This window comes from Billgrantia desiderata (assembly GCF_900108215.1).
In the GTDB taxonomy this organism is placed as follows: Bacteria; Pseudomonadota; Gammaproteobacteria; order Pseudomonadales; family Halomonadaceae; genus Halomonas; species Halomonas desiderata.
On sequence record NZ_FNVC01000018.1, the window covers coordinates 46,316 to 71,688 of the forward strand.

A 25,373-nucleotide genomic window follows, 5' to 3' on the forward strand; every position below is an offset into this window, starting at 1 on the left:
CCATGAGCGCACCGCAAGACGACCTGACGCCATTGTTCCACGACACCATCCGCCGCTTCCTCGAGCAGGAAGTGGCGCCCCACTACGAAGCGTGGGAAGAAGCCGGCGAGATGCCGCGCTCGCTGTGGCAGCAGCTCGGCGAAGCCGGCCTGCTGGGCATCGACCTGCCGGAGGCGCTGGGCGGCAGCGGCGCCGACTTCGCCATCGTTCAGCTGGCGCTGGAGGAGATCTCGCGGCAGGGCTTCGGCGGGCTGGCCAGCGCCTATAACATCCACGCCAACATCGTCATGCCCTACCTGCTGCACATCGGCACGCCGGCCCAGCGCGAGCGCTGGCTGCCGGCCATGGCCAGCGGCGAGACCATCGGTGCCATCGCCATGACCGAGCCCGGGGCGGGCAGCGATCTGGCGGCGATGAAGACCCGCGCCAGCCGCACCGAATCGGGCTGGCGGCTCGACGGCAGCAAGCTGTTCATCACCAACGGCCAGCTGGCCGACCTGGTGATCGTCTGCGCCAAGACCGATCCATCCGCCGGCGCCCGCGGCGTCTCGCTGTTCCTGGTCGACACTACGCTTGCCGGCTTCTCCCGCGGCCAGCCGATCAAGAAGATCGGCCAGCACGCCAGCGACACCGCCGAGCTGTTCTTCGACGACCTGCGTCTGCCGGAAGAGGCCCTGCTCGGCGAGGCGGGCGCCGGCTTCGCCTATCTGATGCAGGAGCTGCCCCGCGAGCGCCTCGGCGTGGCGGCTCAGGCCTTGGGCGCCATGGAGGGGGCGCTGGCGCTGACCCTCGACTACGTGCGCGAGCGCCGCGCCTTCGGTCGCGCCGTGGGCGAGTTCCAGAACACCCGCTTCACCCTGGCCGAGGTGCGCGCCCAGATCGACATGGGCCGCGCCTACTTCGAGCAGTGCGTGGCCAAGTACCGCCAGGGAGAGATGAACGGCACCGACGCCGCCATCCTCAAGCTCCAGCTCAGCGAGATGCAGTGCCGCACCATCGATGCCTGCCTGCAGCTGTTCGGCGGCTACGGTTATACCCGGGAGTACCCGATTTCACGCTTCTACCTGGATGCCCGCGTGCAGACCCTCTACGCCGGTACCTCGGAAATCATGAAGGAAGTGATCGCCCGTTCGCTGCTCGGCAAGAGCGACGCGGCCTGATCGCTCACAAGATCCAAGACAGGAGAATCTCATGCGGCTCGATTCCGTCGTCATTCTCGGCAGCGCCCGCACCGCCATCGGCAGCTTCGGCGGCAGCCTGGCCGGGCTCGCTCCCCATGAGCTGGGCACCGTCACCGCCCGTGAGGCGCTGGCCCGCGCCGGCGTCGAAGCCGGGGCCATCGACCATGCCGTCTACGGCCACATCATCACCACCGGGCCCCAGGACGCCTACCTGGCGCGCCACATCGCCCTAGATGCCGGCGTGCCCGAGGGCGCGGCGGCGTTCAACGTCAATCGTCTGTGCGGCTCCGGCGTGCAGGCGATTCTCTCCGCTGCCCAGCAGATCGTGCTCGGCGACAGCCGCCTGGCACTGGCCGGCGGCGCCGAGTCGATGAGCCGCGGCGCCTACCTGCTGCCGCCCCAAGCACGCAACGGCCTGCGCATGGGCCACGCCAGCGTCACCGACCTGACCCTGGGCGTGCTCAGCGACCCCTTCGGCAGCGGCCACATGGGCGTGACCGCCGAGAACATCGCCAAGCGCTGCGGGCTCGAGCGCGAGGCCATCGACCGCTTCGCCCTGGAGAGTCACCACAAGGCCGCCCGTGCCATCGCCGAGGGCCGCTTCGAGGAGCAGATCGTGCCGGTCACGGTGCGCGAGGGTAAGAACGAGCGCCAGTTCGCGCGTGACGAGCACGTGCGCGACGGCGTCACGCTCGAGGATCTCGCCCGGCTCAAGCCCGCCTTCGCCAAGGGGGGGGTGGTCACCGCCGGCAACGCCTCGGGCATCAACGACGGTGCCGCCAGCCTGGTGCTGGCCCATGCCGACGAGGCCAGCAGGCGCGGTCTTGCGCCGCGTGCGCGGCTGATCTGTGCCAGCACCGCCGGGGTCGAACCCGGCCTGATGGGCCTGGGGCCGATTCCTGCCGTGCGCCGCTGCCTCGACGAGGCGGGCCTCACCATCGCCGATATCGATGTGATCGAGTCCAACGAGGCCTTCGCCGCCCAGGCCATGGCGGTGGCGCAGGAACTCGACTTCCCCGCCGAGCGACTCAACCCCAACGGCGGTGCCGTGGGGCTGGGGCACCCGGTCGGCGCCACAGGCGCCATTCTGACCATCAAGGCGCTGGCCGAACTGGAGCGCATCGGCGGCCGCTACGGGCTGATCACGCTGTGCATCGGCGGCGGCCAGGGCACCGCGCTGCTCATCGAACGCTGCGCCTGATCGAGGCGCAACCTGCCGCAGAGTGAAAACAAATACAAGGAGACGTAGATGAACACCGTCACGCCGAAGATTCTGCCTGCCACGCCCTCCGCCACCAATCCGCCGCTGCTGATCGGCGAGCTGCTCGACTCTGGCGTGCGCATGGCCGGCGACAACCAGATCGTCTACCGCGACCTGAGCCGCCACGACTACCGACGCTTCCGCGAGCGGGTCCATCAGCTCGCCCACACGCTCAGCGCCCAGGGCATCAAGGCCGGTGACGTAGTAGCGGTGCTCGACTGGGACAGCCATCGCTACCTGGAGGCGTTCTTCGCCATCCCCATGCTGGGTGCAGTGCTGCACACCGTGAACGTGCGTCTGTCGCCGGAGCAGATTCTCTACACCATGGAGCACGCCGAGGACGATTTCGTACTGGTGCATGAGGACTTCGTGCCGCTGCTCGAGCCCTTGGCAACGCGTCTGCCGCGAATCCGCGGCTACCTGCTGTGCCAGGACGCGCCAGCCGAGGTGCAGAGTTCGTTGAACCTGGTGGGCGAATACGAGGCGCTGCTGGCCACACAGCCTAGCCATTACGATTTCCCCACCTTCGACGAGAACGCGGTGGCCACGCTGTTCTACACCACCGGCACCACCGGCAACCCGAAGGGGGTGTTCTTCACTCATCGCCAGTTGGTCCTGCACACCCTGGGCGAGGCCAACGCCTTCCAGACCCCGGGCTTCGAGCTGCTCAACCGCGACAAGGTGTACATGCCGATCACGCCGATGTTCCACGTGCATGCGTGGGGCGTGCCCTACACCGCCACGCTGATGGGTGCCACCCAGGTCTACCCCGGGCGCTACGAGCCGGAAATGCTGGTCAAGCTGCTGGTGGGCGAGAAGGTCGACTTCTCCCACTGCGTGCCGACCCTGCTCAACATGGTGGTCGGCGCCGAGGCGATCGCTTCGGGCAAGGTCGATCTCTCCGGCTGGAAGGTACTGGTGGGCGGCAGCGCCCTGACTCAGCCGCTGGCGCAGAAAGCCTGGGAGCTGGGCATCGATACTCGCAGCGCCTATGGCATGTCCGAAACCTGTCCGCTGCTCACCGCCGACATCCTGCCCCGGGACATCAACGAGGCCGATTTCGCCACCCAACTGCCGTGGCGCTGCAAGGCCGGCGTGCCCGTACCCTTGGTGCATCTCCAGGTGGTCGACGAGAGCGGCACCCCACTGCCCCACGATGGCGAGAGCGTGGGCGAGGTGCGCGTGCGCGCCCCCTGGCTGACCCAGGGCTACTACAAGGAGGAGACCCGCAGCGAGGAGCTGTGGCGCGACGGCTGGCTGCATACCGGCGATGTGGCGGTACTCGACGAGCGCGGTTTCCTGCAGATCTGCGACCGCATCAAGGACGTGATCAAGACCGGCGGTGAGTGGATTTCCTCGCTGGAGCTGGAGAACCTGATCGGCCAGTGCCCGGGTATCACTGAGGTGGCGGTGATCGGCGTACCCGACGAGAAGTGGGGCGAGCGCCCCGCAGCGCTGGCAGTACCCAGCGATCCCAACAGCCCACCCCAGGCGGAGGAGGTCCAGGCCTTCCTGCAGCGCTTCGTCGACGAGGGCCGCCTCAACCGTTGGGCGATTCCGTCGTTCGTTCGCTTCGTCGATGAGATTCCCAAGACCAGCGTGGGCAAGCTCGACAAGAAGCGCATTCGTCAGGAGGTGTGAATACTGTCGTTCAACAGCAGAGCTGGTTACTGTCAGCAACTAGACTGTAAGAAAGTAGACTGCAAAGAAAGTAGATTGCAAAGAAAGTAATAAGAAAGGGCCTGGCTCGCTGCACCGGCGTAACGCTTGCGCAGCAGCCAGGCCGCTCACGAGAGGCCATTCATGTCGAACGTTCAGTATTACGATAACAAACCCTGGATGAGCCATTACCTTGCCGTCCGACCTGCAACCGGTGAAGCCACCGCCAGCCACCACCTTCACGACAGCCTGCCGGCGCTGATCCAGGCGGCCGGGCAGACCTACAGCCAGCAGCTCGCCTTCACCACCTGCATGCCCAACGGCATGAACGGCCGCCTGACCTATGCCGAAGTGGAAGAGATGTCGGATGCCTTCGCCGTCTACCTGCGCGAATCTCTCCAGTTGGAAGCCGGCGCCCGTGTGGCCGTGCAGATGCCCAACTGCCTGACGCTACCGGTGGTGGCCTTCGGCATTCTCAAGGCCGGCTGCATCCTGGTGAACGTCAACCCGCTCTACACCAAGCGGGAAATGGAGCACCAGTTCAACGACAGCGGCGCCCAGGTGCTGGTGATCGTCGACATGTTCGTCGACAAGCTCGAGGCGATCATCGACCGGACGGGGATCAAGCAGGTGGTGGTCACCTCCGTTGCCCAGTGGTTCCCGCCTGTGGTGAAGGGGGTTCTGCAACTGGTGCTCAAGTACTGGAATCGGGTGATTCCCAAGCACCGGCTGGACGTCCACACCATCGACCAGACCCTGGCGAAAGGGCGGCAGGCGAAGGCCGCTAACGGTATCGACACGCGCCAGTACTGGCAGCACCTGACCCGCACGGATACCGCCCTGCTGCAGTACACGGGCGGCACCACCGGGGTCAGCAAGGGCGCCGAGCTGACCCACGGCAACCTGATCAGCAACCTGGAACAGGTCGATTCGGTGGCCGGCGACCACATCGAGCCGGGCAAGGAGTGCATCCTGACGGCGCTGCCGATCTACCACATCTTCGCCTTCACCGTTAACCTGCTGGCCTTCTACCACAAGGGCGCCCACAACGTATTGGTGCCCAGCCCGCGGCCGATCCAGAACTGCCAGCGCGCCTTCGACAACTACGACATCTCCTGGATCTCGGGGGTCAACACGCTCTACAACGCCCTGCTCAACGAGGAGTGGTTCACCGTCTACCCGCCCCGCTCCATGAAGGTGGCATTGGCCGGCGGTACCTCACTGCACAAGTCGGTGGCCGAGCGTTGGCGCAACGTGGTGGGCAGCCCCATTACCGAGGGCTACGGCCTGACGGAAACCTCCCCCGTGATCTGTTTCAACCCCATCGGCAAGGAGCGTACCGACTCCATCGGCATCCCCGCGCCGGAAACCGACGTGCGCATCGTCGATGAGCAGGGCCAGCCGGTAGCGGTGGGTGAGCCGGGCGAGATCATCGTGCGCGGGCCGCAGGTGATGAAGGGCTACTGGAACCGCCCCGAGGAGACCGCCAACGCCCTCGAGGATGGCTGGTTCTACACCGGTGACATCGCCGTGATGAGCGAGGACGGCCACTTCCGCATCGTCGACCGCAAGAAGGACATGATTCTGGTCAGTGGCTTCAACGTCTACCCCAACGAGGTCGAAGACTGCATCGCGCGTATCCCTCAGGTGCAGGAGTCGGCGGTGATCGGAGTCGCCGACGCCCAGACCGGAGAAGCCGTGCATGCCTATGTGGTGCTGCGCGAAGAAGGCATCAGCGAGAAGGATGTCATCGCCCACTGCAAGCAGGAACTGGCCGGCTACAAGGTGCCGAAAAAGGTGGTGTTCTGGGACGAGCTGCCCAAGACCCCCGTCGGCAAGGTACTGCGCAAGGAAGTGCGAGCCGCAGCCACAGGCGGTAGCCCCTCATCGGTCGCGTAGCGGTTTCGACAACAACGACTCAATGACCATTCAATAACAACGAGACGCTGGAGCATAACGAATGCTGAGCCCATTGGAAGAGACCCTGCTCTCCCTCATGATGGTGATCATCATGTTCGGCATGGGGTCGTCGCTGACCTTCAAGGACTTCAGGCTGGCCCTGCGCCACCCGCAGGCCGTCGGTGTGGGGTTCGCCTCCCAGTACATGCTGATGCCGTTGATCGCCTTCACGCTGTCGCGGGTGCTGAACCTGACCCCCGAGCAGACGGTGGGCCTGGTGCTGGTGGGCTGCATGCCGGGCGGCACCACCTCGAACATCTTCGCCTACTTCTCGAAAAGCCTGCTCAGCCTGAGCATCATGATGACCATCTGCTCCACCCTGGCCGGTTTCATCATGGTGCCGCTGCTGATGGAGCTCTACACCCAGGGCATCGACGACGCCTTCCGCATTCCGCCGGATCAGATCGCCCGACTGCTCTTCGTGCTGCTGATTCCCACCCTCATCGGCATGTGGCTGCGGCGCCGGAACTCCAACGTCGGCGCCGTCATCGAGCTGATGGGGGGCATCCTCGGCGCCATCGTCATCCTCTTCCTGGTGGTCACCTGGGTGCCCAGGAACTGGCGTCTGCTGGTGGAGACCGGCTGGGAGGTCTATGCCGCGGTCATTCTGGTGGGCCTGATCGGCTTCGCCTTCGGCTACCTGTTCTCCCGCGCGCTGCGGCTGAACCCGCAGAAGGCCAGGACGGTGTCGCTGGAAACCGGCATCCAGAACGGCCCGCTGGCGGCGCTGATCGTGATCATGACCTTCGCCGACGAAACCCAGCAGCTGATCCTGCTGATGCCGGTGATGTACTCGCTGTTCATCGTCATCAACTCCACCATTGCCACGCTCTTCTACCGCCGCATGACCCGGCATGAGGAGCTGGCACGCGATCAGGCCAAGGTCGAACCGGCCTGACGGCGCGGATTCAGGCGCTCTGGGGCAGCATCGTACTCGCCCGCCGGTAGGCGGCGGGCGAGTTGCCCGTCCAACCCTTGAAGGCACGGCTGAAGCAGGCCAGATCCTGAAAGCCCAGCTCGTCGGCGATGGCCAGCAGCGGCCGCTCGCTACGCGTCAGAGCCTGGATGGCGAAGTCGCGCCGAAACTCGTCCTTCACTGCCTGGAAGTGAGTGCCCTCGGCGGCCAGCCGCCGCGACAGCGTGCGCACCGACATGTGCAGCGCCCGGGCCACGTCATGCACCGAGCCCGAGGTGGCCAGATGACGCGCCAGGTGCTCACGCACCCGATGCGACACCACTCGGTCCTCGAAGGAGACGTAGAACCAGTCGGCCGGCGCCCGGCGCAGGAAGGCGCCCAGGTGCTTCTTGGTCTGGCGGATTGGCTGCTCGAGCAGGGCGGCGTCGAAGTAGATGGCGGTCTGCTCGCGCTCGAAGCTCACCTTGCCCGGATAGAAGTAGAGATAGTCGGCGCTGTGCGGCGGCTGGGCGTAGGCGCACTCCATCATCACCGGCGGGATCTTGCTTGCAATCAGCCACGAACAGATGCCGTGGAATAGCTTGAGCATCAGCTCGTGCACCAGGATACGGCTGCCCGCCGGCGGCCGATGCTCCACCAGCGCCACCCGCGCCAACCCGTCCTCGACGCGATACTCATACCCGAAGTCGTCCAGCACGATGCGGAAGAACAGCGTGTAGCGATGCAGCGCCACCTTCAGCGTGGGCGCCTCCAGCACGCTCAGGCACAGCAGCTTGAGCGTGCCGCTGCGCAGCGGCCGGGCGAAGAAGCCAGGCGTCTCGTCGTCGCACGCATTGACCAGCAGCCGGTAGAGCGTGGCGAACTGCTCCACCGTCACCCGCCCGTGGGGCGCGCTGAGCAGGAACGGCGAGATGCCCGCGCGAACTAGATAGCCCTCGCGGTCCGCCTCGCTTTCGGGCACCCCGCGGAACAGCTCGTTGACGAAATGCATGGATACCGTGACGGTCACGCTCGCCTCCCTCCTGCTTCGGCCTGGCGACATCGGGTTGCGAGCTCATGGTAAGTTACTCGCTGCCTTGGTTGGATACTCTGCAACCATGGCTTCATCGCCGCAACGTCGACGGGAGCCGCCATGCTCGAATTTCGCCAGGTTTACAAGACCTACGCCACGCCCCAGGGTCCGCTTGCGGTGCTGGAGGGCGTCGACCTCGAGCTGCGCGGCGGCGAGAGTCTGGCGCTGATGGGCGAGTCCGGCAGCGGCAAGTCGACCCTGCTGCACCTGGCGGCGGGGCTCGACCTGCCGGACAGCGGCGAGGTGCTCCTTGCCGACCGCTCGATCTCCGCGCTGGACGAACCGGCCCGCGCCCGCCTGCGCCGCGACACCCTGGGCCTGGTGTTCCAGCAGTTCCACCTGGTGCCGAGCCTGAACGTGCTCGACAACCTGCGCCTGCAGGCACGGCTGGCCGGGCGCGACAATGCCGAGTGGTCGACGCATCTGATGCAGCGACTGGGCCTTGCCGGCCTGGAACGGCGCTACCCCGAGCAGCTCTCCGGCGGCCAGCAGCAGCGCCTGGCCATCGGCCGGGCGTTGGCGCCCCGCCCCGCCCTGCTGCTGGCCGACGAGCCCACCGGCAACCTCGACGAGACTACCGCCGGCGAGGTGCTGGCCCTGCTGCTGGAACTGGTACGCGAGGCCGGCAGCGCCCTGCTGATGGTGACCCACAGCGCCCAGGTGGCGGCACCGCTGGACCGCTGCCTGCGCCTCACCCACGGCCGGCTGGGCGCTCTCACGGAATCGGGGCTCATGGAACCAGGGCTCACACAACCGGAGCCGAGCCGCCGCTGATGCTGACCGCCTTCGCCACCCTGCTCTCCCACTACAAGCGCCACCCCGGCCAGCTCGCCATGCTGCTGCTGGGGCTGTGGGTGGCCAGCGCGCTGTGGAGCGGCGTGCAGGCGATCAACGCCTCGGCCCGCGACAGCTACGCCCGCGCCGAGGCGCTGTTCACCACCGGACTCGACCGCCTGGAGCGCCGCGACGGCGAGCCGCTGACCCGCGACGACTATCTGCGCCTGCGCCGCGCCGGCCTGCCCGTCTCGCCGCTGCTGGAGGGCAGCATCGAAGCCCCCGATGGCACCCAACTGACGGTGATCGGCATCGAGCCCTTCACCCTGCCCGGCGACAGCGACTTCGCCGCGGCGGGCACAGCCGGAGAGCTCACTGCGTTTCTCACTCCGCCGTGGCAGACCCGCGTCGCCCCGGATACCCTGCCGGCGCTGGGCATGAGCCACCGCGAGGCCCCCGGCGCCGAGCCGCGCCTGGCTGAGGCCCGGCTGCCACCGCTGATCCTGGCCCCCAGGCTGCCGCCCGACACCCTGGTGATGGACATCGCCGCCGCCGCGACGCTGCTCGACAGCGGCGAGCGCATCACCCGCCTGGTCACCGCCCCCGACGCGCTCGAACAGGCCCCGGAAGGGCTGGTACTGACCCGGGCGGCCACGCTGGTATCGCCCGGCCAGTTGACCGAGAGCTTCCATCTCAATCTCACCGCCATGGCGCTGCTGGCCCTGGCAGTGGGGCTGTTCATCGTGCAGGCGGCGCTGGGCTTGGCCCTGGAGCAGCGCCTGGGGCTCTTGCGAACGCTACGGGCGCTGGGTGTGTCGGGGCGCGGGTTGGTCGGGCTGCTCGCCCTGGAGCTGTTGCTGCTGGGTATCATCGGTGCCCTGGCCGGCATCGTCAGCGGCGTGTGGCTGGCCCGGGTGCTGCAGCCCGACGTGGCGGCCACCCTGGGCAGCCTCTACGGCGCCGACGTGGCGGTCACGCTCAATCTCCCTTGGCACTACTGGCTAGGCGGGCTCGCCGTGACCCTGGGCGGGCTGCTGCTGGCCGGCAGCGGCGTACTGTGGCGGGCGGCCCGCTTGAGCGTACTGGGGCTGGGCCAGGCCCAGGCCTGGCGCAGCGGCTTTCAGCGTCAGCTCAAGCTGATGAGTGCGGCGGGCGCCGCCGTGGCCCTGGGCGGTCTGGCCCTGTGGCTGTGGCTCGCCTGGCAGCCGCCGGGCGAGGGACTGCTGGCCGGCTTCGGCCTGGTCGCCGCGCTGCTGCTGGCCAGCGCGCTGTGGCTGCCGCCCCTGATCGCCCTGCTGCTGGCCGGGCTCGGCCGCCTGCTGCGCCGACGCCCCTTGGCCCAGTGGGCGCTGGCCGATCTGCAGCTGCAGCTGCCGCGACTGGCCCTGGCGATGATGGCGCTGCTGATCGCGCTCTCCGCCAACCTGGGCGTGAGTAGCATGGTCGGCGGCTTTCGCCTGACCTTTCTCGACTGGCTCGACCAGCGCCTGGTGGCGGACTTCTACCTGCGCCCGCCCGTCGAGCAGCACGACGACATCCACGCCTGGCTGGCCGAGCACGACGAGGTCGCCGAGCTGCTGCCCACCCGCCGCAGCGAGGGCACCTTGGTTGCCGTGGAGCGCGACACTGACACGCGCGAACTGGCCCTGCCGGTGGGCGTCTATGGCATCACCCCCGGCACGGCGCTGTTGCCGAGCTGGCCGCTGCTGGCGACCCGGGCCGGCCGCGACGAAGCCTGGCAGGCCTTCGCCGCGGGTGAAGCGGCCTTCATCAACGAGCAGCTCGCCATCGCCGAGGGGCTCGCCCCGGGCGACCGCATTGGCCTGACGGCGCCGGGCGGAGAAACGGTTCTGCCAATTGCCGCCGTCTACCCCGACTACGGCAACACCCGCGGCGAGGTGCTGCTGGCCACGCCGGAGCTCGCCCGCCGCTTCGCCGCCCCGCCGGGCTCCATCGGCATCGTGCTGGCGCCGGGCGGCGACGGGGCCGCGCTGAGAACGGGCTTGCGCCAACACTTCGCCATCGGCGGCGACGAGCTGGTGGATCAGCGCGAGGTGAAGCGGATCGCCACCGGCATCTTCGAGCGCACCTTCACCATCACCCGGGCACTCTCCGCGCTGACGCTGGCAGTGGCCGCCCTGGCGCTGCTGGCGAGCCTGCTGGCCCAGGCCCGCGAACGCCGCCTTCAGCTGGCGCCGCTGTGGGCGCTGGGGGTACCGCGCCAGCGGCTGGTGACGGTGCAGCTGGCCCAGCTCGGCGGCGCGGCCTTCGTGGTCGGCGCCCTGGCGCTGCCGCTGGGCACGCTGCTGGCGCTGGGGCTGGTGGCGGTGATCAACGTGGCGGCCTTCGGCTGGCGCCTGCCGTTGCATGTATTCCCCGGTGAGATGGCCCTCACGCTGGCCACCGCGGTAGGCGTGGCGCTGGCTGCCGCCGCGCTGCCGGCAACGAAGCTGTGGCGCGCGCCGCCCCGCGCCCTGCTGGCGGAGGAGGCCACATGATGCGTATCGCCATCTTGGCCGCGCTGCTGGCGGCGCTCTGGCTGGCGGGCTGCGCCGAGGAAGCGCCACCCGGCGAGACCGCCGGCTTCGCCGGGCTGGGCCAGGAAGCCGGCGAGTTCGCCCAGGCCCACGAGGGCATTCGCCTGAGTTTCCCCGAGGACCACGCCGCCCACCCGGACTACCGCATCGAGTGGTGGTACCTCACCGCCAACCTCGAGGACGAACGCGGCGAGCCGCTGGGCCTGCAGTGGACCCTGTTCCGCCAGGCGCTCACTCCTCCGGACGAACGCCCCGAACCCGCTCCCTGGGCCGCCGACCAACTGTGGATGGCACACATGGCGGTCTCCCGCGGTGAGACCCACCGGGTGGCGGAGCGCTTCGCCCGCAGCCATTCCGGGCAGGACGACGGCCAGGCGGGCGCGGTGGCCGAGCCCTTCCGCGCCTGGATCGATCACTGGCAGCTGGCCACTCGCGTCGATACCTCAGACGAGCCGGGCGACACCTTCACCGAGCTACAGCTGACAGCCCGGCAGGACGACGAGTACGGCGGCTTCGGCTATGACCTGGCTCTGGCCGCCGAGGGGCCGCTGGTGCTGCACGGCGTGGGGGGCTTCAGCCAGAAATCCGCTGACGGCCAAGGTTCCATGTCCTCTGGTTCCATGTACTACAGCCAGCCGTTCTGGCGCGTGGAAGGCGAGGTCACCCTGGACGGCGAAACCCGCGCGGTGAGCGGGCGCGGCTGGCTCGACCGCGAGTGGAGCAGCCAACTGCTGGGCCCCGAGCAGCAGGGCTGGGACTGGTTCTCGCTGCACCTGGAGAGCGGCCACAAGCTGATGGCCTTCCAACTGCGCGGTGGCGGCGCCGACGGCGGCGACTACCGCTCGGGTACCTGGATCGACCCCGAAGGCGAGCCCACCGCGCTGGCCCCGGACGAGATCGGCATGACACCGCTGGCCACCCAGCGCGTGGCAGGGCGCGAGGTGCCGACCCGCTGGCGCCTGGAGATTCCCCGCGCCGGGCTGGATATGATCGTAGAGGCGCCTCACGCCGAGCGCTGGATGGACACCAGCGTGGCCTACTGGGAGGGCGAGATGATCGCCCGCGACGCCGAGAGCGGCGACAATCTGGGTATCGGCTATCTGGAAATGACCGGCTATTGAGGCTGCGCGAGGAGATCCCATGAACCTGCTGGATGCCATGACAGCCTTCGTGCGAGTCGCCGAACTCGGCAGCTACACCCGCGCTGCGGAAACGCTGGACCTGTCGCGCACGCGCATCTCGCGCCTGATCATGGAACTCGAGAGCCACCTGGGCGTGCGCCTGTTGCAGCGAACCACCCGGCGCCTACACCTCACCGAGGCCGGCGAGAGCTACCTGGCCAGCGCCCAGGGCATCCTGCAGGCGCTGGAAGAGGCCGAGGCCGAGCTGGGCGCCGGCAGCACCGAGGTGTGCGGCCGGCTGCGGGTCAACGGCCCGATGTCCTTCGGCATGCGCTTTCTCTCGCCGCTGATCACGCGCTTCATGGTCGAGCATCCTGCGCTGGAGGTACGCCTCGACCTCAACGACCGCCGGGTGGATCTGCTGGAAGAGGGCTACGACCTGGCCATCCGCATCGGCAGCCTGCCCGACTCCACTCTGGTGGCACAGCGGCTGGCGCGCTGCCGCATGATAGCGTGCGCCTCGCCCGAGTACCTGGCCCGCTACGGCGAGCCGCGCAGCCTGGCGGAGCTGACCGAGCACCGCTGCCTGCGCTATCGCACCACCGGCGGCAGCGAGTGGCAGTTCGGCGGGCAGCGCCTCACGGTTCACGGGCCGCTGGAGAGCAACAACGGCGATGTGCTGACCCATGCCGCCGAAGCCGGGCTGGGCATCGCCCATCAGCCGAGCTTTCTGATCACCGAGAGCATTTGCCAGGGGCGCCTGGTACCGCTGCTGCAAAACGAGGAGCCGATCACCCTGGGGATCTACGGCGTCTACCCGGCGCGACGCCACCTGCCGGCCAAGGTCGAGCGGCTGCTCGACTACCTCGCCGAGGCCTGGGGCGATCCCCCCGAGTGGGAGCGCGAGATGGGTTTGTCGCCCATTGCGCAATAAAGTTGTTCACCTGGAGAGGATTATCCCGAGTCAAGTGCGGCGTAGAGTGAAGGCATCCCTGACAACAACGGAGTTCTTTCCCATGCAAACCACCGCTACCCCGCTTGCCGCTGCACCTGCTCAAGCTCAGATCCAGGCTCAAAACCAGGCCCATGCCACCGCCCTGCTGCGTGTGTCGCTCGGCATCATGGCCCTGGCCCACGGCCTGCTCAAGGTGTTCGTCTTCACCGTGCCCGGCACCGTAGGCTTCTTCGAGTCGCTCGGCCTGCCCCCCTTCATCGCCTACCTGACCATTCTGGCCGAAGTCGGCGGCGGCCTGGCGCTGGTGCTCGGCATCTACACTCGCTGGGTGAGCCTGGCCCTGGTGCCCATCCTGCTCGGCGCCGCCTGGGCGCATGCCGGCAACGGCTGGGTATTCTCCAACCCGGGCGGCGGCTGGGAGTACCCGGTATTCTGGGCCATCGCCCTGCTGGTCCAGGCCGGCCTCGGCAGCGGCAGCTTCGTCGTCAGCCGCCGCTTCGCCTGACCTCTCTGCCTGAACTGGCCCACTGCCTGGCGCCGCCCCGCGGCGCCAGGCATCGAGGCGCTTTGCCAACGAGCTTTTTCAAGGAGCTTTTTCAAGGAGCTATGCCATGTTGCCCAGCCTGTTCATTTCCCACGGCTCGCCCATGCTGGCCCTCACCCCGGGGCCGGCCCACGACTTCCTGCGCGAGCTCGGCGCCGGGCTTTCGCCCAAGGCCATCGTGGTGGTTTCGGCCCACTGGGCCAGCGAGCGCCTGCTGGTGAGCGTCAGCCAGCGACCCGAGACCATCCACGACTTCGGCGGCTTTCCCCGCGCGCTCTACGAGTGCCAGTACCCGGTGCCGGGCGACCCCGAGCTGGCACTGCGCCTGGCCCGCACGCTCAACGCCGTGCCGGTGGAGCGGGGCCTGGATCACGGCGCCTGGGTGCCGCTGTCGCTGATGTTTCCCGCCGCCGAGGTGCCGGTGGTATCGCTGTCGCTGCCGGTGACCTGGTCGAACCAGGCCCTGATGGCGCTGGGCGAGAAGCTGGCGGCGCTGCGTGAAGAGGGCGTGCTGGTAGTCGGCTCGGGCAGCCTGACCCATAACCTCAGCGAGATGCAGGTGCAGGGCGCACCGACGCCGGCCTGGGTTGGCGAGTTCGCCGACTGGGTGCACGAGAGATTGACGAACGGTGAGCGCGAAGCCCTGCTGGCGTGGGAAACCGCCCCCCAGGCGCGTCGCAATCACCCCACGCCGGAGCACTTCCAGCCGCTGCTGGTAGCGCTGGGCGCGGGCGGCGAGGCCAGCCGGCTGCACCACAGCGTGGAGCACGGAGTGCTGGCCATGGATGTCTACGCCTTCGCCTAGAACTCCCGCTGGTGGCGGGCCCGGAAATGCGGCTCGCCGGGCGCCACGTCGTTGCGTACCGCGGCCAGCAGCGCGGCGTCCAGACTGGGGTCGTCGAGGGCGAGCAGGCCGCACTGCGACAGGGCCCGACGCAGCCCCACCTGCTCGTCGATCCGCTCGAACAGCACCCGCACGCAGCAGGGCATGCGCTCGCTATTGTCCGCCACGCCGAGCCGGAGCCCGGTCAGCCGGGTCACCTGGCTCTGGAAGGTCGGAAACAGGATGGTATGGGTCACTTCGTAGCCGTTCAGGGTTTCGTAGTCGGTCAGGAAGATGCGGTCGGCGAGCTTGACCGCAACCCCTGTATAGCGGTTGTGACAGGGCCGAACCTGATTCGCTCCCTGCATGCGTTCGGTGCGCTGATAGACGATGCCGCTCTCCCGCTCCTCCAGACACACCAGCGTGCGAATGATGTGCCCGGGCTGGGCCATCGAGTGGTAGTACTCGAAATAGCGCCCCAGGTAGCGAGCCATGTCCTCACGGCCGCGCTGCAGCAGGGCGTCCGGCCACTCGACTCCCCCCTGACGTGACGACTCGACCGGCAGCCGCCCCGCCTGCACCAGTGAGACGAAGTTCTCGTGCGGCAGGTAGAGTTCGTGCTCTTCCACGCCGAAGAATGCACACAGACGCCGCATGGCGGCATGTCGGGGGCGGTAGCGTCCGCTCAGATAGCGGTTGAACTGGGCGCGATTGATCTCCAGCCGACGGCATACCTCGGCAATGGAAGGGTAATAGCTGCACAACAGCCGAAGGTTGGCGACGAAGTCGTCGTGCATGGGGGCTCCCGGTGCGCCAGGCAGGGTGATGCACTCTGGCGCACTTACTTTCGCAGAAAGTGCACTAGAGTGCAACGCAGCGCCAAATCCCACCACAGCTCACAGTTGTTTCAATCGACACTCGTTGAAATCTCTACATGGCTTTTACGGCTACTCAACCTCCCGTTACCGAATCGGCGCCTTAACAACAATATGTCCGAGAATCCCATATCGTTACGCATGAACTTCTGGTCCGCCCTGGGCGTCGCCGCCCTCGCGCTGCTGCTGCTCACCTGGGTCGTGCCCACCTACGGCGGCCGCGGCTTCGCCGTCGGCATGCATCCCCGTACCCTGGCCACCCTCGGCGCCTGGGTCATGCTGGCCTGTGCCCTGGCCCTGGCGCTGCTCAGCGCCATTGCGCTGATCCGCCGGCGCCAGCCGTTCTTTCGCCTGCCCGAGCTCGGGCATCTATGGCATCAGACCTGGCCGTTTCTCTTCGTGCTGGGTTTCATCGTGCTGGTGGATCGCTTCCCGCTGACCTGGGTGGCACCGTTCATGATCGGGTCGCTGCTGCTGTTGCTGGGCGAGCGCCGCTGGCACGTGGTGCTGCTGACGGCGGTGATTCCCGCTATCGGGCTGTATGGGCTGACGGCGCATCTGATGCGCATCGGGGTGGTGTGAGATGATCGGGTTCGATGCCATTCTGTCGTCCTTCGCCGCGGCGCTGCACTATGAGTCGATCGCGATCATTCTCGGCGGGGTGCTGCTGGGCTATATCGTGGGGGTGATCCCGGGGCTGAACCGGGCGGTGGCGATCGCCATCGCCATTCCGCTGACGTTCTACATGTCGGCCTATGCGGCCATCGCCTTTCTGATCGGGTTGTCCAAGGGCACCGCAGCGGGCAGTGCGGTGTCGGCGATTCTGCTCAATACACCGGGGGAGCCGTCGTCGGCGGCGACCTGTCTGGACGGTTTTCCCATGGCGCGGGCGGGCAAGCCGCGCAAGGCGCTGAAGGTGGGCTTGCTGGCGTCGGTGGTGGGCGATCTGCTGGCGACACTGCTGTTGATTGCGGTGGCGATTCCGTTTGCTTCGGTGGCGCTGAAGTTCGGCCCGTACGAGCTGGCGGCGATTCTGATCTTTGCCTTGGTGTTCATCGCCGGCATGGCGGGGGGCTCGTTCCTCAAGGGGCTGGCGGCCGGCGGCATGGGAGTGATCCTGGGCACCGTGGGGCTCGATCCGGAGACCGGGGCGGCGCGCTTGACCTTCGGTTATGCCGAGCTGATGGAGGGGGTGCCGATCCTGCCGCTGGTGATCGGCACGCTGGCGCTAGCCGAGATGTTCGTGCAGTTGGATGAGTATCGCCGCAACAAGGGCGCCAGCGTGATCAAGCTGAGCCATGACAAGGCGGACGATCTGTCGTTCAAGGAGTTCAAGGCCACGCTACCGACGGTGTTCAAGAGCACCGGGATAGGGGCGTTCGTGGGGGCACTGCCGGGGCTAGGGCCGTCGGTGGGGGCATTCATGGCCTATGGCCTGGCCAAGCGCAGCGCCAAGGATCCGGACAGTTTCGGCAAGGGCAATCCCAACGGTATCGCGGCCGCCGAGGCGGCGGACAATGCGGTGATCCCGGCCAGCTACATTCCGCTGTTCGGCCTGGGCATTCCGGGCAGCGTCTCCGCCGCGCTGCTGGTGGGGGCGTTCATGATCCACGGCATCCAGGTGGGGCCGCTGATGCTGCGCGACCATCCCGAGATGCTGTTCACGCTGTTCTCGGGGATGATCGTGGCGAGCCTGTTGATGCTGGCGGTGGGCTGGTACGGCCTGCGCATCTTCGCCAAGGTCACCAGCGTGCCGCCGCACATCGTGATCCCGGTGGTGATCTTCCTGTGCCTGGCGGGCATCCAGGTGCAGGGCTACGGCACCTTCGGCCTGGTCACGGTGTTCGCCTTCGCCATCTTCGGCTACTTCCTCAAAAAGTTCGACTACTCCTTCGTGACCTTCCTGGTGGCCTTCATCGTCACGCCGATGCTGGAGATGAACCTGCGCCAGGCGGTGATTCTCTCCGGCGGCGACATCGCCATCCTGCTCAACCGCCCCATCGCTCTGGCCTTCGTCGTCTTCACCGCGCTGATGGCGCTGCACCTGGGCTGGAGCGGTTATCGCCAGTGGCGCCAGAAGCGCCTCAAGGCGTCGGGTAACTGAACCACAGCCGGCAGCGACCGGCATCACCACACCACAACACAACAAGCGCAACCACGAGGTTCCAACTCATGAAAATGAAACTGCTGGGTACTGCCATCCTCTCTTCCGCCATGGCCTTCGGCGCAGCCGGCATGGCCCAGGCCGACGACTTCCCGACCAAGCCGGTGACCATGGTGATCGGCTGGGGTGCCGGCGGCAGCACCGACATCCAGGGCCGCGTGCTGGCCGACATCCTCTCCGAGGAGCTCGGTCAGCCGGTCAACGTGGTCAACCAGCCGGGCGCCGGCGGCGGCGTGGCCCTGGCCCGCCTGGCCAACAGCCGTGACGAGGGCTACACCTTTGTCTTCGGCACCTCGATGACCATCACCTTCGGCCCGCTCTCCAGCGAAACCACCTACGAGCTGGACGACTTCCGCTACGTGGCCGGCGTGACCCTCGGCCAGTCGGCCATCGTTACCGGCGAGGATCGCCCCTTCGGCGACAGCTGGGAAGAGCTGGTGGAGTACGCCCGCGAGAACCCGGGCATGAGCTATGCCACCCAGACCGCGCTGGATCGCATGATCATCGAGTACATCGCCCAGCAGGAAGGTCTCGAGCTGCGCATCGTACCCACCTCCGGCGGCGCCGGCATGGCACCGCTGATCCTCTCCGGCGACGTCGACTTCGCCTACAGCGGCGGCACCCACTCCGGCTACGCCGAGACCGGCGAGATGCCGGTGCTGCTGAGCCTGGCCGAAGATCGTCTGGTGGCGTTCCCGGATGCGCCGACCCTGCCGGAAGCCGGCTACGACATCAATGCCGCCGAGATCCGCGTGGCCATGGTGCCGAAGAACACCCCCGACGCCCACGTCGAGCGTCTGGCCGAGGCGCTGGAAGCAGCCACCCAGGATCCGCGCTTCATCGAGATCACCGAGGAGCGCATCCTGATGCCGGTGACCTACATTGCGGAAGACGAGGTCACCCAGACCCTGCGCGATCAGGTGGAAGGCTACCAGGCGCTGATCGAAGAGCTCGGCGGCCTGCCCGGCGAAGAGTGATCCTCGCCATGGCCCTGTCGTGACAGGGCCGCTCGAACGCCGACGCCGCCCTACGGGGCGGCGTCGCTGTTTGCATGGGCGGTTGGCATGGACAGGAGACTTGGGTGGCGAGTTCAGTCGCCCAGCGCACCCAGGCGGTCGGCCTGGATCACCTCGATCCAGTAGCCGTCCACGTCCTTGACGAAGATGACGTCCTTCATCTTGCCCTGGTCCGAGCGCTTGACGAAAGTGACGTCGTTGGCATCGAACCACGCCTCGGCGGCATCGAGATCGGGCACCGAAAAGCAGATGTGGCCGAAGCCCTGGGGCTGGGCATTGCCGTCGTGATAGGCGAAGTCGTCCTGGCTCTCGGTGCCCCAGTTGTGGGTCAGCTCCAGCAGCCCCGTCTGGCTGAAGGTCCAGACCGTGCGCTCGCCCTGGTCCTCCGGCACCTGCTCGCCGTCATCCAGCCTGGCCAGGAAGTAGAGCGAGAAGCTCATCTCCTCGAAGTCGAGCCGGCGCATGACTCGCATGCCGAACACCCGCGTGTAGAAGGCCAGCGCCTTTTCCGGGTCTTTCACCCGCAGCATGGTGTGATTGAGACGAAAGCCCTGCGAATCGGCCGTCGGTGTCTGCACACCGGGGTGCTGCTCTCCCTTGAAGCTCATGCGTTTCTCCTTTGGTGTCGCTGTCATCTTGCTCGTCATCAGGATGATGCGGATCGTTACGACGTTTTTCCAGCCGTCGGCAGCTGTCATGCCCTTCGGATCGCGCTAAAGTAGGAAAAGCACCGCCATGAAGAGCGACCGCCCATGCCGACCTCATCCAGGCTAGAACAGGTAGCGCCAGGGGCCTTTCACAGTGCCGTCGGGCATTTGCTGCGCCATCTGACCTGGCTGCTGGCACTGACCCTGCTGGCCGGCTGCGCCAGCCGCGATATCGCCACTCACGATCCGAGCCGCGGCCCGGACGCTCTCTCCATCGAGCGGGCGCTGATCCTGGCCACGGCCAAGAATGCGCTGGGCACCCCTTATCGCTTCGGTGGCAATACCCCTGAAGGCCTCGACTGCTCGGGCCTGGTGGAGATGGCCTACCGGGCGGCAGGCATTCAGGTGCCGCGCACCGCCGACGAGCAGTTTCGTGCCCTGCCGGCGGTGCGTCAGGCCCAGCCAGGCGACCTGCTGTTCTTCGGCGACCGCCGCAAGGCAACTCATGTGGGCATCTACCGCGGCAACGGCCAGATGATTCACGCCCCGGGCAGCGGGCGCGAGGTCACCAGCGTGCCGTTGCACATCGACTACTGGCAGCAACGGTTTCTGGGTGCCGCCGGCCCAGCCCCCTAAGCTTTGTCCGAAAAGTCGTCGAGCGACGGTCAGACAAGGCAAAAATCGGTGAAAAGACGGAGTTTACGCGGTGTAAATGAGTACTTTGAGCCGAGTTTTAACGCCGTATGACCGAGCGCAGACAGTTTTCAGACAAAGCGTAGCCTCATCGCTCTGGTAAGATGAGTAGCTTTCCAATCGCATTGGTGATGCCATGCCGCTCGATCTTTCCCTCTATCTGGTAACCGACCCCGAGCTCTGCGCCCGCCACGGGCTGGTGGAGACCGTGGTGGCTGCGGTGCGTGGCGGCGTCACCGTGGTACAGCTGCGCGACAAGCACGCCTCCGACGACGAGATGATCGATCAGGCGCGCCGTCTCAAGGCGGCCCTGGCCGGCAGCGGCGTGCCGCTGATCGTCAACGACCGGCTGAGGGTGGCGCTGGAAAGCGGGGCCGATGGCCTGCACATGGGTCAGGACGATGGCGACGTGGCGGCAGCCCGCGCCGCGCTGGGTGAGCACGCCATCCTCGGGCTCTCGGTGCAGAACCATGAGCAGCTTTCGCGCCTCGACCCGGCCGCCCTCGACTACCTCGGCTTCGGCCCGGTGTTCGCCACCTCGACCAAGCGCAACCACGCCACCCCGCTCGGCTTCGACGGCCTGGCCGCCCTGGTGGCGGCAAGCCCGCTGCCGGCCGTGGCCATCGGCGGCCTCAAGGCGAAGCATGCCGCCGCGGTGCGTGCCGCGGGAGCCAAAGGGCCGGCGGTGGTATCGGCAATCTGCGGACAACCGGACGCCGAGGCCGCCGCCAGGGCGTTCTTCGCCAAAGCCTAGAGAAAAGCGTGCGAGGAAAACAGCAAGTGGCAGCCTGAGGCGAGTGAGCCTCAGGCGTCACGGCGCCCCTGTTCGCGGGTGTAACGCTGCATGATCTCCAGGGTTTCCTGGCTGACGTGATGCTCCATACCTTCGGCATCGATGCGCGCGGTGCGGTCGCTGACGCCGAGGGCGCGCAGGAACTGCAGCACGATGGCATGGCGCTGATGCGACATGGCCGCCATCGCCTCGCCCTTCTCGGTCAGGAACAGCGAACGGTAGGGCTTGCTGGATACCAGTCCCAACGACTTGAGCCGGGTGACGGTCTTCGACACCGTGGCCTGACTGACCCCCATGCGAGCGGCGATATCCGTCGAGCGCGCCTCGCCCTGATGCTCGAGCAGATCGGCGATCAATTCCACGTAGTCTTCGAGAAGTTCGGTTTCGTGGGCGTTGCGCACGGCGGCGTACTGCTGCGCATGCTGGTCGCTGGGCGGCAGGGCATCCGCCTTGCACAGGCGATCCGGGGTCACGTCGTTCGGCGAGTCGGTCATCGCGCCAATATAGCCAAAGTGCTCATAGGGCAGCAACAAGACCTCGATAGAGATTTCCTACTACTCTACAAGTTAACCTTGGCTAAAATACTGTCTATGCGCTTACAAATTCACCAGAACGTAACAACTGCCTTTCAACGCCTGGCCACAGAGGAGAGTGACCGATGCCGACCCCCAAGGGCTTCCTGCTGCTCAGCGCGTTTGCGTTTGCCTTCGCCATGTCGACCTCGGCCCAGGCCGAAGAGCCGCCCCTGAAGGTGGCGGCTACTTTTTCCGTGATCGGCGACCTGGTGCGCGACGTGGCGGGTGACGACGCCGATGTCACGGTGCTCACACCGGTAGGGGCGGAGGTCCACGAGTGGGAGCTGATTCCGAGCAACTTCATCGCGCTCGAAGAGGCCGAGGTGGTGTTCTACAACGGTTACGGCCTGGAGCAGTGGCTCTCTCAGATCAACGCCACGGTCGGCAGCGGCGTGCCGGTGGTCGCCTTGGCCGAGGAGAGCGGCTATACCACTCAGCCGATCGCCACCGGCGAATACGCCGGCGAGGTCGACCCGCACATGTGGATGGACCCACGCGCCGCGGCGGCATACGTGGGCGTGATCGCCGATACGCTTGCCGAGGCCCGACCCGACGCCGCCGACGCCTTCCAGGCGCGCGCCGAGGCCCTGCAGGAGTCGCTGCATGCGTTGCACGAGGAGCTGCTGGAGACGCTGGCAGACATTCCCGAGGAACGGCGCCTGCTGATCACCAGCGAAGCGGCCTTCGTCTACTTCGCCGATGCCTTCGGCTTCGAGCACGACGGCATCTGGGGCACCAACGCCGAGGAAGAGGGCTCGCCGCGCCAGATCATGCGCATCGTCGATCTGATCGAGGAGAAGCGGCCAGCCGCCATCTTTTGGGAGAGCACCATTTCCGACCGCCACGTGCGCAGCGTGGCCGACGAGACCGAGGTAGAAATCGCCGGCCCACTCTACGTCGATTCCCTCAGCGAGCCGGACGGCGCAGCACCCAACTACGCCGGCATGCTGCGCCACAACGTCGGGCTGCTGCGCGAGGCCCTGGGAGGCACTCATGAGTGACACGGCACCGGCGCTCGAGGCACGCCGCCTCAGCGCGGCCTATCACCAGCACCCCGTGCTGGAAGACGTCACCCTGGCACTGCCGCAGGGCGAGTGGACCGCCATCGTGGGGCCCAACGGGGCGGGCAAGTCGAGCCTGCTCAAGCTGGTGATCGGCGGCCTCACGCCGCTGCGCGGCGAGCTGCGTATCCTTGGCGAGAGCCCAGCGGTGCAGCGCAGGGCCGGCCATATCGCCTACATGGCGCAGCAGGAGCACATGGAGTGGGAGTTTCCCATTTCGGTACGCGAGACGGTGCTGACCGGCCGCTACGGCCTGATGCGCCAGGACCCACTGTGGCAGCGCCTGCTGCCGCGCCACTGGGCCAACCCCAGCCACCGCCAGGCCGTGGAAGCCGCGCTGGATGCCGTCGACATGGCCGAGCATGCCGAGCGCCCCATCGGCGAGCTGTCCGGCGGCCAGAAGAAGCGCGTGCTGCTGGCCCGCGCGCTGGCACAGCAGGCCAGCATCCTGCTGCTCGACGAGCCGCTGGCCGGGGTCGATCCGCCCAGCGAGGCGCTGATTCTCGCCACTCTGGAGCGTCAGCGCGACGCGGGCCGCACCGTCATCATGGTCACCCATGACATGCCCAGCGCACGTCGCCATGCCGACCGCGTGCTGCTGATCAATCGTCAGGTCGTCGGCATGGGTACACCGGAAGAGATGCTCAGCGACGCCATGCTGGCCCGCTTGGCGGTAGGAGCGGCCTCCGGCTCTGCCTACGGGGGTGCACGTGCCGCAGCTTGAGACGTTGGCCCAGGTGATCGATGGCCTGATCGCCCTGCTGATGCTGGTGGTGAACCTGCTGCCCGAGCCGCTGGCCGCGCCCTTCGAGTACCGTTTCATGCAGCGCGCCCTGCTCACCTCGGTGCTGGTGGGAGCGATCTGCGGCCTGCTCTCCTGCTACGTGGTGCTCAAGCGCTGGTCGCTGCTGGGCGATGCCATCTCCCATGCGGTGCTGCCCGGGGTGGCCATCGCCTACCTGCTGGGTTGGCCGTTCTTCATCGGCGCCTTCGTCACCGGCGCGCTGACCTCGCTGGGCATCGGCGCGCTGGAGCGCCATACCCGGATCAAGGCGGATGCGGCCATGGGCCTGATGTTCACCGCTGCCTTTGCCTTGGGCATCGTGATCATCAGCAAGATCGCCACCAGCACCCACCTGATGCACATTCTGTTCGGCAACGTGCTGGGCGTGCAGACCACCGCGCTGATGCTGACGCTGGCGGCAAGCCTGGTGACCGTGCTGACCATCTGGCTCGCCTATCGCCCGCTGCTGCTCTACACCTTCGATCCGCAGCAGGCCCAGGCGCTGGGCTTCAATACCAGCTTCATCCACTACGGCCTGATCCTGCTGCTGACCCTGACCATCGTCGCCAGCCTGGAGACCGTGGGCATCATCCTGGTGGTGGCGATGCTGATCACCCCGGGCGCCACGGCCCACCTGCTGACCGACCGCTTCCCGCTGATGCTGGCGATCTCGGTCGCCGTCGGCGTCATCTCCGCCGTGGTGGGGCTGGTGCTTTCAGTGTCGCTGGACGTCGCCTCGGGCGGCGCCATCGTACTGGTGGCTTCCGGCCTGTTCCTCGTCGCCCTGCTGGCGGCCCCCAAGCACGGCCTGGTGGCGCGCCAGTGGCGGCGCTGGCGCCTGAATCGGGTTTAGCTAAATCGGAATTAGGAGGTGGGGCGGCGTTTGAGCGTGGTCCGGCGATCATGATAGGCGATCGCCAGGCCACTGCCGATGATCAGCGTGCTACCCAGGAAGACCCAGAGGTCGGGCATTTCCCCCCAGAACCACCATCCCAGCAGCACCGCCCACAGCATGGCGGTGTAATCGAAGGGGGCGGCAATGGCCGCCGGAGCGAAGCGAAAGGCCATGGTGATGCAGGCCGTCGCTCCCACCCCTATCACGCCGGCGCCGAGGAACCCCAGCCAATGCCAGGGGTGCGGATCCTGCCATACCCAGGGCAGAGTCGCGGCGCTCAGCACCAGCGGCACCAGGGTGATGTAAAACACCATGGCCCAAAGGTGCTCGGTGGCCCCGTAGCGGCGCGAGGTGATCATCAGCAGCGCATAGAAAACCGCCGCGGCCAGCATGATCAACGCACCGGGATGGAACCCCTCGCCCCCCGGCCGCACCACCACCATCACACCGATAAAGCCCAACAGCGAAGCCGCCACGACCTGGTAGTCGACCCGTTCACCGAGCAGCGGCACCGACAGCAGAGTGACGAACAGCGGTGCAGCAAAGGCAATGGCCGTCGCTTCGGCCAGCGGCAGCATGGTCAACCCCAGCACGAAGAAGCCCATGGTGCCGGTATAGATCAAGCCGCGCACCAGGTGGACCCCGGGGCGACGAGTGCGTAGCTTGGTCAAGCCGCCGCCGTAGTGCGCCAGCACGGCGATCAACGGCAGCGAGACCAGGGTACGGAAGAAGATGATCTGCAGCGGCGAGTGCACCTCGCCCAGCCACTTGGCAATGGCATCGCCGATGGCCAGGCAGAGTACGCCGGCACACATGAACAGAATGCCCTTCAATGACGGCGACATGGCCCCTCCCCCGACAGGAAAAAACCACCCCGCCGACCGGGATGGACGGCGGGGCTTGTTGGTTAACAACCTAACGGGTGGGACGCATGGCGGCAAGTGCCATGCCCCAAGATGGCGCATTGGGTAGGGCGGAGGTCGAACCCAGAATGACGCGAGGTCTGTGGGGCATGGTCACGCTATAATCGTTATGTTATAACAATTCATTCTCAGCGTTCGAGCGCTT

The 25,373-nt window shown here is 67.1% G+C and carries 24 protein-coding genes; 19 read left to right on the plus strand and 5 right to left on the minus strand.

The window, feature by feature from the left end:
* The first annotated feature begins 2 nt into the window (after nucleotides 1-2).
* The 5 genes from C4S71_RS15505 (at nucleotide 3) to C4S71_RS15525 (ending at nucleotide 6,958) form a co-directional block, all read left to right on the plus strand.
* A complete protein-coding gene (locus C4S71_RS15505; RefSeq protein ID WP_103969731.1) occupies nucleotides 3-1,160 on the plus strand; it encodes an acyl-CoA dehydrogenase family protein in 1,158 nt (385 codons plus the stop codon).
* Nucleotides 1,161-1,191: 31 nt separating this feature from the next.
* The gene (bktB, locus tag C4S71_RS15510) at nucleotides 1,192-2,382 is read left to right on the plus strand and encodes a beta-ketothiolase BktB (protein ID WP_103969732.1); all 1,191 of its coding nucleotides are present in this window, start codon (nucleotides 1,192-1,194) and stop codon (nucleotides 2,380-2,382) included.
* A 48-nt stretch (nucleotides 2,383-2,430) separates the two neighbouring features.
* Nucleotides 2,431-4,083 carry a fatty acid--CoA ligase gene (locus C4S71_RS15515; protein ID WP_103969733.1) on the plus strand — a complete coding sequence of 551 codons (1,653 nt, stop codon included), beginning with the start codon at nucleotides 2,431-2,433 and terminating at the stop codon, nucleotides 4,081-4,083.
* Between the two features lie 162 nt (nucleotides 4,084-4,245).
* Nucleotides 4,246-6,000, plus strand: coding sequence for an AMP-binding protein (locus tag C4S71_RS15520; RefSeq protein ID WP_103969734.1), 1,755 nt, complete (start codon nucleotides 4,246-4,248; stop codon nucleotides 5,998-6,000).
* Between the two features lie 61 nt (nucleotides 6,001-6,061).
* Nucleotides 6,062-6,958 (plus strand): bile acid:sodium symporter family protein, encoded by an 897-nt coding sequence (locus tag C4S71_RS15525; protein ID WP_086509506.1) that lies wholly within the window; start codon nucleotides 6,062-6,064, stop codon nucleotides 6,956-6,958.
* 10 nt (nucleotides 6,959-6,968) lie between these two features.
* Here the strand turns inward: C4S71_RS15525 and C4S71_RS15530 are convergent, their stop codons facing one another.
* On the minus strand, nucleotides 6,969-7,985 hold the full coding sequence (locus C4S71_RS15530) for an AraC family transcriptional regulator (protein ID WP_103969735.1): 1,017 nt from the start codon (nucleotides 7,983-7,985) through the stop codon (nucleotides 6,969-6,971).
* A gap of 123 nt (nucleotides 7,986-8,108) precedes the next feature.
* On the opposite strand from C4S71_RS15530, the gene C4S71_RS15535 reads away from it, so the two are divergent.
* The 6 genes from C4S71_RS15535 to C4S71_RS15560 all read left to right on the plus strand — a co-directional run bounded on the left by C4S71_RS15535 (nucleotide 8,109) and on the right by C4S71_RS15560 (nucleotide 14,784).
* Nucleotides 8,109-8,822 (plus strand): ABC transporter ATP-binding protein, encoded by a 714-nt coding sequence (locus tag C4S71_RS15535; protein WP_103969736.1) that lies wholly within the window; start codon nucleotides 8,109-8,111, stop codon nucleotides 8,820-8,822.
* Nucleotides 8,822-11,320: an ABC transporter permease gene (locus tag C4S71_RS15540; RefSeq protein ID WP_103969737.1), complete on the plus strand. Its 2,499-nt coding sequence runs from the start codon at nucleotides 8,822-8,824 to the stop codon at nucleotides 11,318-11,320. Before C4S71_RS15535 ends, C4S71_RS15540 begins: the two co-directional genes overlap by 1 nt.
* Complete coding sequence (locus C4S71_RS15545; protein ID WP_307718945.1) at nucleotides 11,317-12,480, plus strand: lipocalin-like domain-containing protein; 1,164 nt, start codon at nucleotides 11,317-11,319, stop codon at nucleotides 12,478-12,480. Before C4S71_RS15540 ends, C4S71_RS15545 begins: the two co-directional genes overlap by 4 nt.
* A gap of 19 nt (nucleotides 12,481-12,499) precedes the next feature.
* Entirely contained in the window at nucleotides 12,500-13,414 is a 915-nt protein-coding gene (locus tag C4S71_RS15550) for a LysR family transcriptional regulator (RefSeq protein WP_103969738.1), read from the plus strand.
* An 82-nt stretch (nucleotides 13,415-13,496) separates the two neighbouring features.
* Complete coding sequence (locus C4S71_RS15555) at nucleotides 13,497-13,940, plus strand: DoxX family protein (protein ID WP_103969739.1); 444 nt, start codon at nucleotides 13,497-13,499, stop codon at nucleotides 13,938-13,940.
* 106 nt (nucleotides 13,941-14,046) lie between these two features.
* Nucleotides 14,047-14,784 carry a dioxygenase family protein gene (locus tag C4S71_RS15560; protein ID WP_086509511.1) on the plus strand — a complete coding sequence of 246 codons (738 nt, stop codon included), beginning with the start codon at nucleotides 14,047-14,049 and terminating at the stop codon, nucleotides 14,782-14,784.
* On the opposite strand, the gene C4S71_RS15565 is transcribed toward C4S71_RS15560, so the two are convergent.
* Nucleotides 14,781-15,599, minus strand: a complete 819-nt coding sequence (locus C4S71_RS15565; protein ID WP_086509512.1) for a helix-turn-helix domain-containing protein — start codon at nucleotides 15,597-15,599, stop codon at nucleotides 14,781-14,783. The two genes, C4S71_RS15560 and C4S71_RS15565, sit on opposite strands and share 4 nt — an antisense overlap.
* A 219-nt stretch (nucleotides 15,600-15,818) precedes the next feature.
* On the opposite strand from C4S71_RS15565, the gene C4S71_RS15570 reads away from it, so the two are divergent.
* From C4S71_RS15570 to C4S71_RS15580, 3 genes are all read left to right on the plus strand, one after another.
* Nucleotides 15,819-16,259, plus strand: a complete 441-nt coding sequence (locus tag C4S71_RS15570; protein WP_235014530.1) for a hypothetical protein — start codon at nucleotides 15,819-15,821, stop codon at nucleotides 16,257-16,259.
* A gap of 1 nt (nucleotide 16,260) precedes the next feature.
* On the plus strand, nucleotides 16,261-17,781 hold the full coding sequence (locus C4S71_RS15575) for a tripartite tricarboxylate transporter permease (RefSeq protein WP_086509514.1): 1,521 nt from the start codon (nucleotides 16,261-16,263) through the stop codon (nucleotides 17,779-17,781).
* Nucleotides 17,782-17,849: 68 nt separating this feature from the next.
* Complete coding sequence (locus C4S71_RS15580; protein WP_103969741.1) at nucleotides 17,850-18,818, plus strand: tripartite tricarboxylate transporter substrate binding protein; 969 nt, start codon at nucleotides 17,850-17,852, stop codon at nucleotides 18,816-18,818.
* 113 nt (nucleotides 18,819-18,931) lie between these two features.
* Here the strand turns inward: C4S71_RS15580 and gloA are convergent, their stop codons facing one another.
* Nucleotides 18,932-19,465 carry a lactoylglutathione lyase gene (gene gloA / locus C4S71_RS15585; RefSeq protein ID WP_103969742.1) on the minus strand — a complete coding sequence of 178 codons (534 nt, stop codon included), beginning with the start codon at nucleotides 19,463-19,465 and terminating at the stop codon, nucleotides 18,932-18,934.
* A gap of 144 nt (nucleotides 19,466-19,609) precedes the next feature.
* On the opposite strand from gloA, the gene C4S71_RS15590 reads away from it, so the two are divergent.
* Both C4S71_RS15590 and thiE read left to right on the plus strand, forming a co-directional pair.
* The gene (locus C4S71_RS15590; protein ID WP_086509517.1) at nucleotides 19,610-20,140 is read left to right on the plus strand and encodes a C40 family peptidase; all 531 of its coding nucleotides are present in this window, start codon (nucleotides 19,610-19,612) and stop codon (nucleotides 20,138-20,140) included.
* A 193-nt stretch (nucleotides 20,141-20,333) separates the two neighbouring features.
* Nucleotides 20,334-20,951: a thiamine phosphate synthase gene (thiE, locus tag C4S71_RS15595; RefSeq protein ID WP_086509518.1), complete on the plus strand. Its 618-nt coding sequence runs from the start codon at nucleotides 20,334-20,336 to the stop codon at nucleotides 20,949-20,951.
* 50 nt (nucleotides 20,952-21,001) lie between these two features.
* Here the strand turns inward: thiE and mntR are convergent, their stop codons facing one another.
* Nucleotides 21,002-21,484, minus strand: coding sequence for a manganese-binding transcriptional regulator MntR (mntR, locus tag C4S71_RS15600; RefSeq protein ID WP_086509558.1), 483 nt, complete (start codon nucleotides 21,482-21,484; stop codon nucleotides 21,002-21,004).
* A gap of 164 nt (nucleotides 21,485-21,648) precedes the next feature.
* On the opposite strand from mntR, the gene C4S71_RS15605 reads away from it, so the two are divergent.
* The 3 genes from C4S71_RS15605 to C4S71_RS15615 are packed head-to-tail and all read left to right on the plus strand — an operon-like array spanning nucleotide 21,649 to nucleotide 24,263.
* Nucleotides 21,649-22,566 carry a metal ABC transporter solute-binding protein, Zn/Mn family gene (locus tag C4S71_RS15605; RefSeq protein ID WP_103969743.1) on the plus strand — a complete coding sequence of 306 codons (918 nt, stop codon included), beginning with the start codon at nucleotides 21,649-21,651 and terminating at the stop codon, nucleotides 22,564-22,566.
* Complete coding sequence (locus C4S71_RS15610) at nucleotides 22,559-23,350, plus strand: metal ABC transporter ATP-binding protein (protein ID WP_086509520.1); 792 nt, start codon at nucleotides 22,559-22,561, stop codon at nucleotides 23,348-23,350. Before C4S71_RS15605 ends, C4S71_RS15610 begins: the two co-directional genes overlap by 8 nt.
* A gap of 40 nt (nucleotides 23,351-23,390) precedes the next feature.
* Entirely contained in the window at nucleotides 23,391-24,263 is an 873-nt protein-coding gene (locus tag C4S71_RS15615; RefSeq protein ID WP_176342820.1) for a metal ABC transporter permease, read from the plus strand.
* 11 nt (nucleotides 24,264-24,274) lie between these two features.
* On the opposite strand, the gene C4S71_RS15620 is transcribed toward C4S71_RS15615, so the two are convergent.
* Complete coding sequence (locus tag C4S71_RS15620) at nucleotides 24,275-25,150, minus strand: DMT family transporter (protein WP_086509521.1); 876 nt, start codon at nucleotides 25,148-25,150, stop codon at nucleotides 24,275-24,277.
* Nucleotides 25,151-25,373 lie beyond the last annotated feature (223 nt).

Coding starts and splice junctions, on each gene's coding strand:
- C4S71_RS15555 (WP_103969739.1), top strand. CDS start 13,497: ATGCAAACCACCGCTACCCCGCTTGCCGCTGCACCTGCTCAAGCTCAG.
- mntR (WP_086509558.1), bottom strand. CDS start 21,484: ATGACCGACTCGCCGAACGACGTGACCCCGGATCGCCTGTGCAAGGCG.
- gloA (WP_103969742.1), bottom strand. CDS start 19,465: ATGAGCTTCAAGGGAGAGCAGCACCCCGGTGTGCAGACACCGACGGCC.
- C4S71_RS15550 (WP_103969738.1), top strand. CDS start 12,500: ATGAACCTGCTGGATGCCATGACAGCCTTCGTGCGAGTCGCCGAACTC.
- C4S71_RS15620 (WP_086509521.1), bottom strand. CDS start 25,150: ATGTCGCCGTCATTGAAGGGCATTCTGTTCATGTGTGCCGGCGTACTC.
- C4S71_RS15535 (WP_103969736.1), top strand. CDS start 8,109: ATGCTCGAATTTCGCCAGGTTTACAAGACCTACGCCACGCCCCAGGGT.
- C4S71_RS15505 (WP_103969731.1), top strand. CDS start 3: ATGAGCGCACCGCAAGACGACCTGACGCCATTGTTCCACGACACCATC.
- C4S71_RS15545 (WP_307718945.1), top strand. CDS start 11,317: ATGATGCGTATCGCCATCTTGGCCGCGCTGCTGGCGGCGCTCTGGCTG.
- C4S71_RS15610 (WP_086509520.1), top strand. CDS start 22,559: ATGAGTGACACGGCACCGGCGCTCGAGGCACGCCGCCTCAGCGCGGCC.
- C4S71_RS15515 (WP_103969733.1), top strand. CDS start 2,431: ATGAACACCGTCACGCCGAAGATTCTGCCTGCCACGCCCTCCGCCACC.
- C4S71_RS15590 (WP_086509517.1), top strand. CDS start 19,610: ATGCCGACCTCATCCAGGCTAGAACAGGTAGCGCCAGGGGCCTTTCAC.
- bktB (WP_103969732.1), top strand. CDS start 1,192: ATGCGGCTCGATTCCGTCGTCATTCTCGGCAGCGCCCGCACCGCCATC.
- C4S71_RS15580 (WP_103969741.1), top strand. CDS start 17,850: ATGAAAATGAAACTGCTGGGTACTGCCATCCTCTCTTCCGCCATGGCC.
- C4S71_RS15615 (WP_176342820.1), top strand. CDS start 23,391: ATGCTGGTGGTGAACCTGCTGCCCGAGCCGCTGGCCGCGCCCTTCGAG.
- C4S71_RS15570 (WP_235014530.1), top strand. CDS start 15,819: ATGAACTTCTGGTCCGCCCTGGGCGTCGCCGCCCTCGCGCTGCTGCTG.
- C4S71_RS15575 (WP_086509514.1), top strand. CDS start 16,261: ATGATCGGGTTCGATGCCATTCTGTCGTCCTTCGCCGCGGCGCTGCAC.
- C4S71_RS15565 (WP_086509512.1), bottom strand. CDS start 15,599: ATGCACGACGACTTCGTCGCCAACCTTCGGCTGTTGTGCAGCTATTAC.
- C4S71_RS15605 (WP_103969743.1), top strand. CDS start 21,649: ATGCCGACCCCCAAGGGCTTCCTGCTGCTCAGCGCGTTTGCGTTTGCC.
- C4S71_RS15525 (WP_086509506.1), top strand. CDS start 6,062: ATGCTGAGCCCATTGGAAGAGACCCTGCTCTCCCTCATGATGGTGATC.
- C4S71_RS15520 (WP_103969734.1), top strand. CDS start 4,246: ATGTCGAACGTTCAGTATTACGATAACAAACCCTGGATGAGCCATTAC.
- C4S71_RS15540 (WP_103969737.1), top strand. CDS start 8,822: ATGCTGACCGCCTTCGCCACCCTGCTCTCCCACTACAAGCGCCACCCC.
- C4S71_RS15560 (WP_086509511.1), top strand. CDS start 14,047: ATGTTGCCCAGCCTGTTCATTTCCCACGGCTCGCCCATGCTGGCCCTC.
- thiE (WP_086509518.1), top strand. CDS start 20,334: ATGCCGCTCGATCTTTCCCTCTATCTGGTAACCGACCCCGAGCTCTGC.